Genomic DNA, 15,877 nt, shown 5'->3' with positions numbered 1-15,877 from the left:
TTCGCGTGAACTATCTGATGCGACGACTGGCGACGTTTCCTCTCGTCCTGCTTGGAGTGTCCATCCTTGTCTTCGTGGCGATCCGGATGGTGCCGGGCGATTCGATCACGGCGATGCTGGGGACGGAGGCGGGGCTGCTGACGCCGGCACAGCGGGATTCGCTCGCCGCCTATTTCGGCATCGACCAGCCCTGGTTCGTCCAGTACTGGCGCTGGATCGGCGGCATCCTGCACGGCAATTTCGGCATTTCGGTCACCTATGGCAGGCCGGTGCTCGATGTCATCCTCGAACGCTTCCCGCTGACGCTGGAATTGGCTCTGCTGTCGATGGTCATCGCGCTTGCCGTCGGCATGCCGGCCGGCATCTATGCCGCCACGCATAGCGACAAACCGTCCGATCTCGGGGTCCGCGTCGTCGCCATGATCGGCCAGTCGACGCCGAGCTTCGTGCTCGGTCTCTTGATCATCTACACGCTGTCGGCCGGCTTCGGCGTGCTGCCGGCGATGGGCGAATTCGCGCCGCTCTGGCAGGATCCCTTGCGCAATCTCAGCCAGCTGATCCTGCCCGCCATCACGCTCGGCTTTGCCTTCGCCGCGTCGGTCACGCGCATATCGCGTTCGGCCATGCTCGACGTTTTGAGCGACGACTATGTACGCACCGCGCGCAGCAAGGGGGCGTCGGCCCGCAGCGTCATCTGGCGGCATGCGCTCCCCAATGCGCTGATCCCGGTGGTGACGCTGAGCGGCATCGAATTCGGCTATCTCCTGGGCGGCGCCGTCATCGTCGAGCAGATTTATGCCTTGCCCGGCCTCGGTCGCATGGTGCTGGACGCCATCCTGCAGCGCGACTACGCGCTGGTGCAGGGAGCCGTGCTGTTCATCGCCTTCAACTTCATGATCGTCAATCTCCTGGTCGACCTCGCCTATGTCGCGCTCGATCCGCGCATCCGGCTGGGAGAGCAATGATGCGCATCCTGCGCGCCATCTTCGGCCATGGCAGCGGCCGCATCGGCGGCGTCATCGTCGGCATCTATCTCATGATAGCCGTCCTCGGCCTGCTCGGGCTGACGCCGCACAATCCGATCACGCAGTTCCGCGTCGACCGGCTGCACGCACCGAACGGCGCCTACTGGATGGGCACCGACCTTTTCGGCCGCGACGTCGCCAGCCGATTGATGGCCGGCACCGGCCAATCCTTCACCGTCGCCTTCTTCTCGGTGGCCTTCGCGACCCTTGCCGGCACCGTGCTCGGGCTGGCCGCAGCCTGGCTCGGACGCCGCTGGGATGGCGTAGTGATGCGCATCATGGATGTGCTGCTGGCCTTCCCCGCCATCCTTCTGGCACTGCTCATCGTCACCGTCGCCGGGCCAGGCACATGGACCAGCGTCGTTGCCATCGGCATCGTCTACACGCCGATCTTCACGCGCGTGGTGCGCGGCCCTGCCCTGTCGCTCAAGGCACGTGAATTCGTCGACGCCGCGCGCACTTTCGGCAGCAGTCCCAGCTACATCGTCACGCGGCACCTGCTGCTCAATCTGGTGGCGCCGCTGACCGTGCAGGTGACGCTGGCGCTGGCCTGGGCGCTGCTGACGGAAGCCGGGTTGAGCTTCCTTGGGCTGGGCACACAGCCGCCCGCCGCCTCGCTCGGCCTGATGCTGAGCGACAGCCGCAATCTGATGGAGACCGCGCCCTGGCTGATGATCTTTCCGGGACTGACCATAATGATCAGCATCCTCGGTTTCAACCTGCTGGGTGATGCCTTGCGCGATATCCTTGACCCCAGGATGCGGGGGGCGCCGGCATGACGCCGCTGCTGTCGGTCCGCGATCTGCGCGTCGGCTTCGGCCGCGATCCGCACACCAACGAGGTGGTGCGCGGCGTCAGCTTCGACCTCGCCGATGGCGAAACACTGGCCATTGTCGGCGAAAGCGGCTCGGGCAAATCCGTCACCGCGCTGTCGATCAACCGGCTGATCGATTTTGGCGGCGGCCGCATTACCGGCGGCGCGATGATGTTGAAGCGGGCCGACGGCAGCCTCTTCGACCTGATAGCTGCCACCGAACCGCATCTGACCGGCATTCGCGGTGCCGAGATCGGCATGATCTTCCAGGAGCCAATGACCTCGCTCAATCCGGTGCTGACCATCGGCACACAGATCGAGGAATCGTTCCGGCTGCATCGCGGCCTTACCGGCCGGCAAGCCACGGCGGCGGCCAAGGATGCGCTCGACCGCGTGCGTATTCCCGATGCCGCGCGGCGGCTGAAATACACGCCAAACCAGCTGTCGGGCGGCATGCTGCAAAGGGTGATGATCGCCATTGCGCTCGCCTGCAACCCACGCCTGCTGATCGCCGACGAGCCGACCACCGCGCTCGACGTCACCGTGCAGGCGCAGATCATGGCGCTGCTGGCCGAGTTGAAGCGCGAAACAGGCATGTCCGTCATCTTCATCACCCACGATATCGGCCTGGTTGCCGGCATCGCCGACAAGGTGATGGTGATGCAGAACGGGCAGGCCGTGGAGCAAGGCGAGCTGAACCAGATCCTCGACAGGCCGCGGCACCCCTACACCCAGCATCTGCTGCAGGACGTGCCGCATTTCGCCAATGGAAGCGCGACGCGCGCGGACGGCCAGCGCGACAAGGGTGAAAACACGGAGCCGGCCTTGAAGGTCGACGGACTGGTGGTGCGGTTCCCCCTCAAGAGCAATTTCATCAGCCGCGCCACCGGCGCCGTGCATGCCGTCGACGGCGTCGACTTCGACCTGATGCCGGGCGAGACGCTGGCCATCGTCGGCGAGAGCGGCTCCGGCAAATCGACAACCGCGAAGGCGGTGCTCGGACTGGTGCGCTCGACGCGCGGCAGCTTCTCGGTCGGCGCTCGAGCGGCTTCCGCGGAGCGCCGCGCCAAGCCCGTGCAGATGGTGTTTCAGAACCCCTACGCCTCGCTCAATCCGAGGCTGGCCATCGAGAGCATCCTGGCCGAACCGGTGATCGCCAACGGTGGTCGTGTGGACACCGAGACACGCGCCAGAATGGCGAGCCTGCTGGAACGCGTCGGCTTGCCCCGAAATAGCCTGCAGCGCTATCCGCATGAATTCTCGGGCGGCCAGCGGCAGAGGCTGTGCATTGCCCGCGCGCTGATGCTCAACCCGTCGGTGGTCGTTCTCGATGAGGCGGTGTCGGCACTGGACGTCTCGGTGCAGGCCAAGGTGCTGGAGTTGCTGGTCGAATTGCAGCGCGAGTTCGGTCTGGCCTATCTCTTCATCTCGCACGACATGGCCGTCGTCGAGCGGATCGCGCACCGCATCGCCGTCATCTATGCCGGGCAGATCGTCGAGATCGGCGACGCGGCCTCGGTGCTGTCGAAACCGAAGCATTCCTATACGAAGAAACTGATCGCCGCCGTTCCGACCATCGAGCGGCGGCGCGAGCATTTCGAGATCGACACACGCCAGGTGCCCTCGCTGGTGCGCCCGCAAGGGTTCGAGCCGGCGCCGGCGAAGTGGGAGCAGTTCGGCAGGGATCATATGGCGAGGGTCGAGGCGTGATGGCCCAGGAATATCTCAGGTTGGCGGGACAGCGCCCCCCTCTGTCCAGCCGGGCATCTCCCCCACATGGGGGGAGATCGGATGTCGTCGCGGCTTTCGCCAATCTCCAACGTTGGAAGGTTGGCGGAACATCAACGCTGCTGATCTCCCCCCTCGTGGGGGAGATGTCCGGCAGGACAGAGGGGGGCGCGAAGGATCTCGGCCATTCAAGAGGAGGGTGGCGTTGAGCGCCCTCGCCCAGCTCTTCGATCGCGCTTTCCAACCACTTGCAACAGCGGTGTCCGCCAAGCGCATTCCCGGCGGCGTGCTCGGCATTGTCGACAGCAATGGCCATCGCATCGTCAGGGCAATCGGCTCGGCACAACTCGTGCCCAAGCAGCGTCCAATGACCGTCGAAACCTGGTTCGACCTGGCATCGCTGACCAAGGTCATCTTCACCACGCCGCGCATCCTGGCGCTGGCGGAAACCGGCGTCATCGATCTCGATGCGCCGCTGACCTCGGTGCTGCCCGACCTTCGCCAGTATGACGCGAACGCCTGGGAGCGGAAGGTGACGTTTCGCCAGTGCCTCGGCCACCAGACCCCCTTCCCGGCTGTCGAACCGATCTACACTTACGGGCGCGATCCCGAATTGCTGCGCGCCTTCATCCTGCAGCGCGAATGGCGAGCCCGTGACCCCGTCTATTCCGACATCAATTTCATCCTGCTCGGCTTTGCGCTGGAGCGGCTGTCGGGCAAGACCATCCGCGACATGGATCCCGGCACCGGATTTGCCTGGTCCACGGAGCCGGATGCCGCCGCGGCGACCGAGGACTGCACCTGGCGCCATCGTGTGCTGTCCGGCGAGGTCCACGACGACAATTGCTCGGCGCTGCAAGGCGCCGGTCATGCCGGGCTGTTCGGCACGGCGGCTTCGGTGCTTGATTTCGCGCAAGGGCTGCTGTCCGGTGCTTCCAAGAATTCGACCGCGCTGATGCGCACGCCCTTGTCCGCCACCCGCACCCATGGCTGGGAGCGCACCTATGACGGCTGGTCCGGCGGGGCCTTGTGCAGCCCGGGAACGATCGGCCACACCGGCTTTGCCGGCACCGGCTTGTGGATCGATTTCGACAAGGGCAAGGCCTGGACCTTGCTCACCAACCGGATCCATCCGACACGTCATTTCGACAGCGGAATCGTTCAGCTTCGGCAAGCGGTCGGCGATCTGATGAATGGAGTTCAATGATGGGACCAATCTGGGCCGTCGGCCTGATGACCGGCACCGTGCTTGACGGCAATATCGACGTCGCGCTGATCAAGACCGATGGCGAGCGCATCGATGATTTCGGCACCTACCGGCTGATGCCTTATCCCCCATCGATCCGCTCGCTGCTGGAAGAGACGCTGACGGCGGCGCGGGCCTGGAATTTTGTCGGGCCGGAACCGGCGATCTTCCGCAAGGCCGAGGAAGCGCTGACGCGTGCCCAGTCGGCGGCGGTCAACGAATTGGTCGAGGGCTACGGCATGACGATGGCCGATATCGGCGTCGTCGGCTTTCACGGCCAGACGGTGCTGCATCGCGCACCGCAGGTCGGGCGGCTCGGCCAGACGCGGCAATTGGGTGACGGCGAGCTGATGCATTCCCTGTTGGGCACCAAGGTCGCCTACGATTTCCGCTCGGCCGACATGCGCGCCGGCGGGCAAGGCGCGCCACTGGCCGCCGCCTATCACACTGCTCTGATGCGCAGCGCCGGCGCCAGTGGCGAGGTGGCCGTGCTCAATCTCGGCGGGGTCGCCAACATCACCTGGTGGGACGGCGCCGACAATGTCGTCGCCTTCGACACCGGACCGGCCAATGCGCCGCTCAACGATTTCATCAAATCGAAGGGGCTCGGCGACATGGACCGCGACGGCGCGCTCGGCCGCGCGGGCAAGGTCGACGAGGCCCGGCTCGCCAAGCTGTTGCAGCATCCCTATCTGACCAAGCCCTATCCCAAATCGCTGGACCGTTTCGATTTCGGTGCAGCCATGGCCGACGGCCTCAATGCCGAGGATGGCGCGGCCCTGCTCACCGCCTTCACGGCCGGCGCCGTCGGCAAGGCACTCGACCTGTTGCCGAGCCGGCCCAGAAAATTGGTGGTCAGCGGCGGCGGGCGCCACAATCCGACGATGATGGCAATGCTCGCCAGCCGCGCCGGCGTCGAGGTGGTGCAGGCGGAAAGCCTCGGCTGGAGCGGCGACGCGGTGGAGGCAGAATGTTTTGCCTTCCTGGCGGTACGCGTGCTGCGCGGCCTGCCGATCAGTTTTCCAAGCACCACCGGCGCGCCGCAGCCGATGCGCGGCGGAAAGCTTGCCGGTTAAACCAGTTTCTTCTGCAGGAAGATGCGGCTGCGACCGACCGGGAAATCGGCCAACCTGCCGAAGGGCTGATAGCCCTGGCGCTGGTAGACCTTGGCGGCGTTTGGATTGAAGGTGTCGATCCAGGCGTTGTTGCAGCCGCGCGCCACGGCTTCCTGTTCGGCCGCGTCCAGCATCCGGCCTGCCATGTGCTGGCCGCGCAGCCTTTCATCGACCCACAGCCATTGCACGTAGAGCCAGCCCCAGGCGGTATAGCCCGAAATGCCGGCGACGACCGCGCCATCCTCGTCGCGCACGAACACGGCGAGCGCCTCTCTTTCGGACGCGCCGACATCGCCGTCATTGAATGCCGTCAGCCGTTCGGCGAGAAAGGCAAGGTCTTCCGGCAAGGGGTTTGCCGTTGTTTCGAGTGTCGTGTTCATGGGCTCTTTCCGCAAAGCTCGGCTGGATGGGATGAAGGGTTGCGGAGCACGAGGCTCTCGCGCAATTTCTATGTCTGCTCTCGAACGGGGGGCGGGTCGCCGCCATTGCGGAATTCGGATGCGGCAATGCCGTAGCGCTTGAGCTTGTCGTAAAAAGTCTTGCGTGGCACGCCGAGCGCGTCGATCGCGCCACGCACGTCGCCGCCGTGGTCGCGCAGTGCGTCACGGATGAGTTGCGCTTCGTAGTGGCCCACGCGCTCGGGCAGCGAGGCGGCAGGTTCCGTCGATTTCGGGGAAACCCCCTTCACCTCGTCGTCCGGGCCGAGGCCAAGTGCTACGCGATCGGCAAAATGGGCGAGCTCGCGCACATTGCCCGGCCAGGCATGCGACTGGAGATGATCGCTGACCGCGGCATTGACCTTGGCGACCGGCCGGCCGAACCGTTCAGCCGCCTTGCCGAGGAAATGACCGAACAGCATCGGGATGTCGCCGCGCCGCTCGCGCAGCGGCGGGATGCGCAGCGTCACCACGTTGAGGCGGAAATAGAGATCCTCGCGAAAATCGCCGCGCTGGTCGGGCCGGCCGAGATCGACCTTGGTTGCCGCGACGACCCTCAGATCGAGGCGCCGGACCTCGTTCGAGCCGAGCGGCGTGAGGCTGCGCGTCTCCAGCACCCGCAGCAGCTTGACCTGCAGGGCCGGCGGCATGGATTCGATCTCGTCGAGGAACAGCGTACCGCCGCTGGAATGCTCGACGCGGCCGATCCGCCGCCGCTGCGCGCCGGTGAAGGCGCCGGCCACGTGGCCGAACAGTTCGCTTTCGATGACGGTCTCCGGCAAGGCGCCGCAATTCAGCGCCACGAAGGGTTTGGAACGCCGCCGGCCCCACCGGTGCAAGAGGTCGGCCACCACTTCCTTGCCGGTTCCGGTCTCGCCCTCCACCAGCACGTCGACATCCATGTCGGCGATCTGCCGCAAGGTCTCGCGCAGGCGCCGGATGGCCGGCGCCTCGCCGATCAGCGGCAGGCCGTCGGCAGCGAGCGCCGCGGCTTCGCGCAGCCGCCGGTTCTCCATCACCAGCCGCCGCTTCTCCGATGCCCGTCTCAGCGCCTCGACCAGGCGATCGCCGGCATAGGGCTTTGGGATGAAGTCGTAGACACCGTCCTTGAGGGCGGCCACCGCAAGATCGACATCGCCATGCCCGGTGACCAGGATCACCGGTATGTCAGGGTCGATCGCCTTGATGCGGTCGAACAGCTGCAGCCCATTCATGCCCGGCATGCGGATGTCGCTGACAACCACCCCGTCAAAGTCCCTGTCGACGACGGCAAGTGCGGGCTCGGCGGCCTCGCGCGCGACCACAGTGAAACCGGCGAGTTCGAGCAATTGCGTGGTGGCGTGCAGCAGATCGGCATCGTCCTCGACGAGCGCCACCAGCCCTGATCCCTCATTCATTCAATTCGCCTCAAATCGATGGTGAAGGACGCGCCGTTGGCGCTGTCGGGGTCGAGCCGCAGCGTGCCGCCCAATTCCTGGGCGATCTCCTGCGAGATCACCAGCCCGAGGCCGAGCCCCTTCTCCTTGGTGGTCTGGAACGGCATGAACAGATTGCCGGCTGCTTCCGGCCCGAGGCCGGGACCATTGTCGCGCACCGAAATCAGCACGCGATCGTCGCGCTCGGCGAGGTCAATCTCGATGCGGGGATCGGGCTGGTCCTTCATGGCGTCCAGCGCGTTCTGCAACAGGTTGACGAGGATCTGTTCCAGCCGGATGCGGCTTGCCATCACCACCGGCGAGGCGGTACCGCGCGGCTTGACGATGGTGACGCCGGAATCGCGGATGCGACCGGAAAGCAGCGACAGCGCGCCGTCGATCGCCTCGCGCACCAGCAACGGCGAAGCGGCGACACCGGGCCGGCGGGCAAAGGTGCGCAAGGTGCTGGTGATGGCGCCGATGCGCTCGGTCATCGAGACGATCGAGGTCAGATTACCGCTCGCCGGTTGGGTCTTGCCGTTGTCGAGAAAACGTCCGGCATTCTCGGCATAGGTGCGGATGGCGGCGACCGGCTGGTTGATCTCATGCGCCACGCCGGCGGCGATCTGGCCGAGGATGGAGAGCCGGTTGGCCTGGGCGAGATCGTCGCGCAGCCGGCGAACCTTGGCCTCGGCATTTTCGCGCTCGGCGATCTCGCCGGCGAGCGCGGTGTTGGAGAGTGTCAGCTCGGCGGTCCGTGTGCTGACCCGGCTTTCCAGCTCGGCATTCATGCGCGCCAGCGCCTCCTGCCGCAGCCGGCGTGTGCGGCGGCGCCTTGTGAATACGTAGGCAAGCAGGCCGGTCAGCAGCAACCCGAGCAGCGTCGTCAGCCGCGCCGTGTTGGCCGCCGACGAGAGAGCGGCATCCGCCGGCGTCAGCACCCAAAGGCGCCAGCCGGGAACCGCGCCGGGCAGGTCCTGCACCACCTCGACAAATTGACGTGGCTTGCCGGGGCCGTCGATGGTGGCAAGGCCGTCGCCGGCACCGCGCCGTATCGGCAGGGGTTCGAAGGCGGCATCGTCCAGTTGCAGTTGCTCGTGGGCAGCTGCGGCGTCTTCGGCGGAGAGCGGCGCCAGCGCGTGAAACCGCCACTCAGGCTGGCTGGTGGCCAGCACGACGCCGCGTTCGTCGGTGACGAAAACGAGAAACCCGCTGGAGCGCCAATTGGCTTCGACGCCGTCGAGTTCGACCTTCAGCACCGCGACGCCCAGCGGCTTGCCATTGTCGTCGACGCGGCTGGCAAGGTAGAGGCCCGGCCGGCCGCTGATCGTGCCGAGGCCATATTGGCTGGCCGACCCCTTTGACATCGCCTCGTTGAAATAGTGGCGAAAATTATAGTCGATGCCGACGAAGCTCGTCGGCTCGCCGGCATTGCTGGCCGATATGGCGATGCCCGCCGTGTCGATGACATAGATGGCGGACGCGGAGGCATCGCCGGCGATCGCCTTGAGCTTTTCGTTGAGGGCCGCTTCCTGCATCTTTCCGGCCCGGCGCAGCGCCCCACGCACCGCATCGTCGCGAGCCAGCACCAGCGGCACCAGGCGTTGTTTCTCGATTTCGCCTGTCAGCGTTCCCGCCGCCAGCGGCAGGGCGGCGAGCGCGCCATCACGCAGGCCATTGGTCGCCTGGCCGGTGGCAATGCGTCCGGCAACGGCGATCGCGCCCGCCAGGATCGCGAGGGCGACGACGATAACAAGCCAGCGGCCATCGCGCAGCCGGGCCACCGCCTCGCGCAGCAATTCACGGCCCGGAAACCCTGCGAACCCGCTATCGGTGCCTGCTTGCGGCGTCTGCCCTCTCCCTTTTTTTCGCGGCCCCGTTTCTTCGCGGCTTGGCGGCCAGTGTAATGCGTAATTCCGCCCAGGCAAACGGTGCCTGTGCGGAAATCCGCACAGGCATTTGCCGCAAAGCACCGGACAACCGCAGAAATCCCGGGATTCACGGCTTCCCCCGATCTGGCACATCGCTTGCAAACTCCTTGCCAGCGGCGGGCGACCGGATCGCCGCGATGGGAGAAGTCACGCAGGGCGGGTTCCGTCCATCCGGCCAGGGAGAGTTCGATGCACATCGCAGACCAATCAGGCGCGGCTGCCGCGCAGCGCAAGCCTTTCTATGCCCAACTCTACGTGCAGGTGCTCGTCGCGATCACCGTCGGCATCCTGCTCGGTCACTTCTATCCGTCGATCGGCGAGAGCATGAAGCCGCTCGGCGACGCCTTCATCAAGCTGGTCAAGATGATCATCGCCCCGGTCATCTTCCTGACGGTGGCGACCGGCATCGCCGGCATGAGCGACCTGCAGAAGGTCGGCCGCGTTGCCGGCAAGGCGATGCTCTACTTCCTCACCTTCTCGACGCTGGCGCTTATCATCGGCCTCGTCGTCGCCAATGTCGTGCAGCCGGGCGCCGGCTTCAACATCGACCCGGCGACGCTCGATGCCTCGACCGTCAACACCTACGCCGCCAAGGCGCATGACCAGTCGGTCACCGGCTTCCTGATGAACATCATCCCCGGCACGATCGTCGGCGCCTTCGCCGACGGCGACATCTTGCAGGTGCTGTTCTTCTCGGTGCTGTTCGGCATCGCGCTGGCGCTGGTCGGCGACAAGGGCGCGCCGGTGCTCAACTTCCTGCAGGCGCTGATGGCGCCGATGTTCAAGCTGGTCAGCGTGCTGATGAAGGCCGCCCCCATCGGCGCGTTCGGCGCCATGGCCTTCACCATCGGCAAATATGGCATCGGTTCGGTCATCAACCTCGCCATGCTGGTCGGCACCTTCTACGCGACGTCTCTGCTGTTCGTGTTCTTCGTCTTGGGCGCGGTCTGCCGCTACAACGGCTTTTCCATCCTGTCGCTGCTGCGCTACATCAAGGAAGAGCTGCTGCTGGTGCTGGGCACCTCCTCGTCGGAAGCGGCCCTGCCCTCGCTGATGGAGAAGATGGAGAAGGCCGGCGCCAAGCGCTCGGTGGTCGGCCTGGTCATCCCGACCGGCTATTCCTTCAACCTCGACGGCACCAACATCTACATGACGCTGGCCGCACTGTTCATCGCGCAGGCGACGAACATCCATCTGTCGATGGGCGACCAGATCCTGCTGCTGCTGGTGGCGATGCTGTCCTCGAAAGGTGCCGCCGGCATCACCGGCGCCGGCTTCATCACCCTTGCCGCGACGCTTTCGGTGGTGCCTTCGGTGCCGGTCGCCGGCATGGCGCTGATCCTCGGCGTCGACCGCTTCATGTCGGAATGCCGGGCGCTGACCAACTTCATCGGCAATGCCGTCGCCACACTGGTCGTCGCGCGCTGGGAAGGCGAGCTCGACGAGGCCAAGCTCGCCAGGGCTTTGGCCGGCACGGCCGACGACAGCCTGCCGGCGGATATCGTTCCCGCCGAGTAATTCGCGCGGTCGTTTAGCGATACGAATGGCCGGAGGCAGCGATGCCTCCGGCCATTTTCATGTGGGCGACGATGTCACGCGGAACGGGTCTTGCCGAGCGGCGCCAGCGCTCTGCATCGGCAGCGAAGAGATGGCAGTGGGACGGGTCGACCTGATTGATGCACGCGCCGTCGAGCATGAGCTCAGCCGTTGAAGTCCCTCCTCGCTTCGGGAAACGTGCTTGGACCGACGGGCATGCGGGCTGCCAGGCTGCCATCGTCGAACAGGACAAGGCTGGCGGCGCCGACCAGCCCGGCGTGGCGGCCGAGCTGGGCCTGGACGACCGGCACATCACGGTAAGCGCGCATGGCGCGCTGCCGGATGGTCGCCTCGATGACCGGATGCATCAGGTCTAGCCCATTGGCGATGCCGCCGCCGACGACCAGCACGTCGGGCGAATAGAGGTGCAGCAAATTGGTGAAGCCGACGCCCAGCCAGCGTGCTTCTTCCTCGAGCAGGGCCAGAGCGAGGCCGTCCTGCAGCCGCGCCGCCTCGACCACGTGGCGGCCGGTGACCTCGGCATTGGCCGAGAGGCGGCGCAGCGTCGAGCCGTCAAAGGCCGATGTCGCGGCGTTGGCGCGGCGGCCAAGTGCCGTGCCCGAGGCGATGGCCTCGAAGCAGCCGACGACGCCGCACACGCAGCGCTCGCCCTCGTTGGTGATGGTCATATGACCGATCTCCGCGGCCAGCCCACGGCGGCCATGCAAGATGCGCCCGTCGGCAACGACACCGCCGCCAATGCCGGTGGAAACCGTGACGAAGACCAGCGAGCGGGCGCCATGGCCGGCACCGAAGCGCCATTCGCCAAGTGCTGCCGCGTTGGCATCGTTTTCCAGCCGCACCGGCAGGCCGAGCCTACGCTCGAGGATGTCTGCCAGCGGCACATCCTGCCAGCCGGCCAGCGTCGGCGGTCCGACGGCGATGCCGGCCAGCGGGTCGAGCGGCCCCGGCGCACCGACGCCGACGCCGACAATGGCGAGGCCCGGCGCCTCGGCATGTACGGTCGCGGCCAGCGCCTCGATCTGGCTGATCACCACGTCGGGTCCGGCCTGTGCCTGCGTCGGCACGGCGGCGAAGGCCAGGATCTTGCCGTCACGGTCGACCAGCGCGGCACGAAGCTCGGTGCCGCCAAGATCGATCGCGAGCGCGGCTTCAGTGGTCATGCCGCAACCTTCAGCCCATGCAGCCAGCCGATGCGGCCGGCGAGATCCTTGTCGCCGAAGGCGAGCGAACCGAGAACCACGGTCTCCGCACCGGCGGCACGCAGCAAGGGCACGGTCTCGTGGCGGATGCCGCCGTCAGCGGCAAGCACCACTTCTGCCTCACGGCCGGCTCCTCGCAAGATGGCACGGGCAGCGCCCAGCCTTTCGCATGCCTTGTCCGACAGGCTCTGACCCTTCACGCCGATCGCGGTGCCGAGCAGCGTGACGAAGGCGACCTCGGAGACGAAAGGCTTCACTGCCTCGACCGGCGTCTCAAGCCGCAACACGACGCCCGCTTCGGCGCCGAGTTCGCGCGCCAGCCGCACGGCGCGCAATCCTGCCTCGCCGTTCTCGGCATGGACGCTGATCATGTCGGCGCCGGCCTCGATGAACTGGCGCGTCTGCGCCTCGACGATTGCGGCATCGACCATCAAATGGACATGGATGGGTTTGGCCGTCAGTCCGGCGATGCGGGCGACGAGATCGGGGAAGAACAGGAAGGACGGCGCGAAATGGCCGTCGGCCACATCGATGTGATGCAGATCGACATGGGGTTCGATGCGCCTGAGGTCGCTCTCGAAATTGGCGAGATTGGCCGACCAGAGCGAGAATTCGGCGATCAAGCGATCGCGCGGCAACGCGGCTATTGCCGCCGGGCTTGATAGGGGCTTTGAAGTCATGATTGGTCCTGATTGTTGAAATGTCTGTCGAGAAAGCCGCCGATAGCCGCGCGGATTTCGGCGAAATGGCGATCCTTGTCGGCCGCTTTCGGCGTCACCTCGACGAAGGCGGCATTGGGGATGGTCTCAGCAAGCTCGCGGGCGGTCGCCAGGGGATGGACGAGATCGATGCCGCTGCCGATGACCAGCGAGGGAATTGCCAGGCGAGCGGCCGCCGCCTGCGTCACGCCAGGCCCGTCATTGGCGATCGCCTGCATCACTTCGGCAAAGACGGTTGCGTTTTCGCGCGCGAAGAAGCCGAGCAGCGAGGCGAGATTGTCCGGTGCTTCCGCGCGAAAGTGGGCCGATGTCGCGGAGGACTCGAAGGCGCCGCGGGCCTCCGCCAGCGGAAGCCGGCGAATGAGTTCCGCCACTTCCGTGTAGGGACGCATATTTTGCGGCGCCACGTCGAAGGCCCAGGCAGGACGCACCAGCACCAAGCCAAGCACGCGTTCCGGATGGCGGGCGGCAAGCCGCAAGGCAATGGCCGCGCCCATTGAAATGCCGCCGGCAACGAAACGGTCGAGGCCGGCGGCGTCGGCGGCGGCCAGCACATCGTCGGCGAACATGGCGATCGAGAACGGACGCTTGCTGCCGGCGCTGGAGCCGCCCTGCGCGCGGCATTCCACGGTCAGCCGGCGGCATGATGGTTGGTCAGGAAAGTTCTGCGCCACCTGGTTGGCATCACCGCCGAGACCATGCTGAAAGACGACGGATAGCCCGCCCTGCCCCGTGTCGAAGACACGAAGCGCGGCATCGTCGCGTAGCATGATCGTCGCCGCGTCGCCCATCAGAGCAGCCCTCGCAGGAAGGCGGCGACATCGGGTGCCTCATCGGCGGGCAGTCCGTGCGTGACGAGCGCGCCGTCGAAACCCACAGCCTTCAGCCGCGCGACGAAATCCGGAAAATCGACGATGCCTTGCCCTGCCGTGGCGAAGCGGCCGTCACCATGCCGGTCCTTGGCATGCGCCATGGCGATGTGGCCGGCAGCCTCATCGATCGCGGCAGCGACGATGGCACGCGCCTCGTCCGGCGTGGCGTACTCGAACAGATTGGCCGGATCGAGCACGATCTTCAGTCGCTTCGAGCGCATGTCGGCGATCAGACGTGTCGCGTCGCTGGCCGAGGTGACGATGTTGGCCTGCTCGGGCTCGATGCCGAGGTCGACGCCGGCATCCTCCGCCAGCGCCAGCGCCTTGCCCATCTCGGCAGCCATGTCGAACCAGGCGGAAGGCGTGGCATTTTCGGGATGATAGGCCCATTGATCGGCGATATTGCGCGATCCGGTGCAAAGGGTGACCAGCGGGATGCCGAGGGATGCAGCCGTCTTGATGACGACGCCAAGGCGGCGAAGACCATCATCGCGCACCGCCCTGTCGGGATGCGCCATGTTGTAGGTGCCCGAGAGGGCTGCAAGCGAAACGCCTGATGATTGCACTGCAGCGCGGATGGAAGCGCTGGCATCCGCCGGGACGGCATCCGGCATAGACGGCAGGCCGGCGCAAGCAAGATTGAACTGCGTCGTCTCATATCCGGTCTGCTTCACCGCAGCCAGCACGGCGGCGGGATCTGTTCCCGGGAAAGTCTTGGCGAAGATGCCGAGGCGCATCAGACCGCACCCGAAACCGAGGCGAGTTCGACCCGCTCGCCTGTCTCGACAGAACGGGCAATCGCCACCATGGCGCGGATCGAGGCGATGCCGTCCTCTACATTGGCGCCGCGCATCGGCGTTCCTGTCAGCACCGTGTCGGCAAGACCTTCCAACTGGCGGCGGAAGAAGTGGCCGTCGGCGCCAAGCGGCTTGCGCGAGGTCGCATCCTTCTCATGAAAGATATCGACCTCGCTGGCGCGGAAGTACCAGGGGTTAAAGGTTTTGGCGATGACGGAACCGTTCTCGCCATAGAGCTGGAACCCTTCGTGCCAATCCATGCGCACGGCGACGGTGAGATCGAGATGACCGAGCGCGCCGCCGGCGAATTCGGTTTCGACGAACCAGCAATAGGCGCCGAAGCGTTCATTGAGGCGGGCGCGCACGGCGGTGATCTCGCCGCACAGGAAGCGGGCCGTGTCGACGAGATGCGAGCCATGCGCCAGCATGAAATATTGCCGCAGGTCCGCCTTCGGATTGCCCGAAGGTTTCCTGGCCAGCTTGCTGGTGACCGGCAGCGGCTGCACGGCATCGGTGTTGGTGTAGCGATGGGTGGAATCGCAATACCAGGCCTTCAGCGCCAGCACCTCGCCCATCTCGTCACGGACGAAGTCGCGTGCGGCCTCCAGCGCCGGATCGAAGCGCTTCATGTGCCCGACCTGCAGCACCTTGCCCGAACGCTTCACCGCCGCCGCCAGCGCCTCGCCCTCCTCGACCGAAGTGCCGATCGGCTTTTCACACAGCACATGCTTTCCGGCGTCGAGCGCCTTGATCGACATCGGCACGTGATAGGCGTCAGAGGTGGCGACGATCACCGCCTCCAGCTCAGGATCGGCGAGCATGGCGTCATAGTCGGCATACATTTTTTGCGGCTCGTAGGTAGCCCCCATGCGGGCGAGCAGATCGGGGGCCGCGTCGCAGATGGCGTAGAGATCGGCATTGCCGGCTTTCACGCAGGATTCCAGATGCGCGAACTGCGCGATCGGGCCGCAGCCGAGCACACCGACCCTGAGGCGTCTGTCTTGTTTCTTGATCATCGT

General features: G+C 66.0%; 14 protein-coding genes. 6 read left to right on the top strand and 8 right to left on the bottom strand.

All coding sequences use genetic code 11. The features are described 5' to 3' along the window. The first annotated feature begins 5 nt into the window (after nt 1–5). The 5 genes from FJV80_RS00780 to FJV80_RS00755 all read left to right on the top strand — a co-directional run bounded on the left by FJV80_RS00780 (nt 6) and on the right by FJV80_RS00755 (nt 5,889). The gene (locus FJV80_RS00780; RefSeq protein ID WP_142875308.1) at nt 6–965 is read left to right on the top strand and encodes an ABC transporter permease; all 960 of its coding nucleotides are present in this window, start codon (nt 6–8) and stop codon (nt 963–965) included. Beyond that, nucleotides 965–1,804 carry an ABC transporter permease gene (locus FJV80_RS00775; RefSeq protein ID WP_142875307.1) on the top strand — a complete coding sequence of 280 codons (840 nt, stop codon included), beginning with the start codon at nt 965–967 and terminating at the stop codon, nt 1,802–1,804. Before FJV80_RS00780 ends, FJV80_RS00775 begins: the two co-directional genes overlap by 1 nt. After that, entirely contained in the window at nt 1,801–3,549 is a 1,749-nt protein-coding gene (locus tag FJV80_RS00770) for an ABC transporter ATP-binding protein (protein WP_142875306.1), read from the top strand. The genes FJV80_RS00775 and FJV80_RS00770 overlap by 4 nt, the downstream gene beginning before the upstream one ends. Nucleotides 3,550–3,772: 223 nt before the next feature. Beyond that, nucleotides 3,773–4,774 carry a serine hydrolase gene (locus FJV80_RS00760; protein WP_142875304.1) on the top strand — a complete coding sequence of 334 codons (1,002 nt, stop codon included), beginning with the start codon at nt 3,773–3,775 and terminating at the stop codon, nt 4,772–4,774. After that, nucleotides 4,774–5,889, top strand: a complete 1,116-nt coding sequence (locus FJV80_RS00755) for an anhydro-N-acetylmuramic acid kinase (protein WP_142875303.1) — start codon at nt 4,774–4,776, stop codon at nt 5,887–5,889. Before FJV80_RS00760 ends, FJV80_RS00755 begins: the two co-directional genes overlap by 1 nt. On the opposite strand, the gene FJV80_RS00750 is transcribed toward FJV80_RS00755, so the two are convergent. The 3 genes from FJV80_RS00750 to FJV80_RS00740 form a co-directional block, all read right to left on the bottom strand. Further along, the gene (locus FJV80_RS00750; RefSeq protein WP_142875302.1) at nt 5,886–6,308 is read right to left on the bottom strand and encodes a GNAT family N-acetyltransferase; all 423 of its coding nucleotides are present in this window, start codon (nt 6,306–6,308) and stop codon (nt 5,886–5,888) included. The genes FJV80_RS00755 and FJV80_RS00750 overlap by 4 nt on opposite strands. 68 nt (nt 6,309–6,376) lie before the next feature. Further along, entirely contained in the window at nt 6,377–7,762 is a 1,386-nt protein-coding gene (locus FJV80_RS00745; protein WP_142875301.1) for a sigma-54 dependent transcriptional regulator, read from the bottom strand. Further along, nucleotides 7,759–9,579 (bottom strand): sensor histidine kinase, encoded by a 1,821-nt coding sequence (locus FJV80_RS00740; RefSeq protein WP_142875300.1) that lies wholly within the window; start codon nt 9,577–9,579, stop codon nt 7,759–7,761. Before FJV80_RS00740 ends, FJV80_RS00745 begins: the two co-directional genes overlap by 4 nt. Nucleotides 9,580–9,900: 321 nt before the next feature. Between FJV80_RS00740 and FJV80_RS00735 the strand changes: the two genes are divergently transcribed. Further along, the gene (locus tag FJV80_RS00735) at nt 9,901–11,229 is read left to right on the top strand and encodes a dicarboxylate/amino acid:cation symporter (RefSeq protein WP_142875299.1); all 1,329 of its coding nucleotides are present in this window, start codon (nt 9,901–9,903) and stop codon (nt 11,227–11,229) included. Between the two features lie 182 nt (nt 11,230–11,411). Here FJV80_RS00735 and FJV80_RS00730 read toward each other — a convergent pair whose 3' ends face one another. From FJV80_RS00730 to FJV80_RS00710, 5 genes are read right to left on the bottom strand one after another with little or no spacing between them, the layout of a single operon-like run. Next, nucleotides 11,412–12,431: an ROK family protein gene (locus FJV80_RS00730; protein WP_142875298.1), complete on the bottom strand. Its 1,020-nt coding sequence runs from the start codon at nt 12,429–12,431 to the stop codon at nt 11,412–11,414. Beyond that, complete coding sequence (locus FJV80_RS00725) at nt 12,428–13,150, bottom strand: ribulose-phosphate 3-epimerase (protein ID WP_142875297.1); 723 nt, start codon at nt 13,148–13,150, stop codon at nt 12,428–12,430. Before FJV80_RS00725 ends, FJV80_RS00730 begins: the two co-directional genes overlap by 4 nt. Next, a complete protein-coding gene (locus tag FJV80_RS00720; RefSeq protein WP_142875296.1) occupies nt 13,147–13,980 on the bottom strand; it encodes an alpha/beta hydrolase in 834 nt (277 codons plus the stop codon). The genes FJV80_RS00725 and FJV80_RS00720 overlap by 4 nt, the downstream gene beginning before the upstream one ends. Continuing rightward, nucleotides 13,980–14,798 carry a sugar phosphate isomerase/epimerase gene (locus FJV80_RS00715; protein ID WP_095786731.1) on the bottom strand — a complete coding sequence of 273 codons (819 nt, stop codon included), beginning with the start codon at nt 14,796–14,798 and terminating at the stop codon, nt 13,980–13,982. Before FJV80_RS00715 ends, FJV80_RS00720 begins: the two co-directional genes overlap by 1 nt. Further along, nucleotides 14,798–15,874, bottom strand: a complete 1,077-nt coding sequence (locus tag FJV80_RS00710; protein WP_142875295.1) for a Gfo/Idh/MocA family oxidoreductase — start codon at nt 15,872–15,874, stop codon at nt 14,798–14,800. The genes FJV80_RS00715 and FJV80_RS00710 overlap by 1 nt, the downstream gene beginning before the upstream one ends. Between the last annotated feature and the right edge of the window lie 3 nt (nt 15,875–15,877).

Source organism: Mesorhizobium sp. WSM4310 (assembly GCF_007003935.1).
Lineage (GTDB): Bacteria > Pseudomonadota > Alphaproteobacteria > Rhizobiales > Rhizobiaceae > Mesorhizobium.
This window is presented reverse-complemented; position numbering and strand designations above follow the sequence as displayed.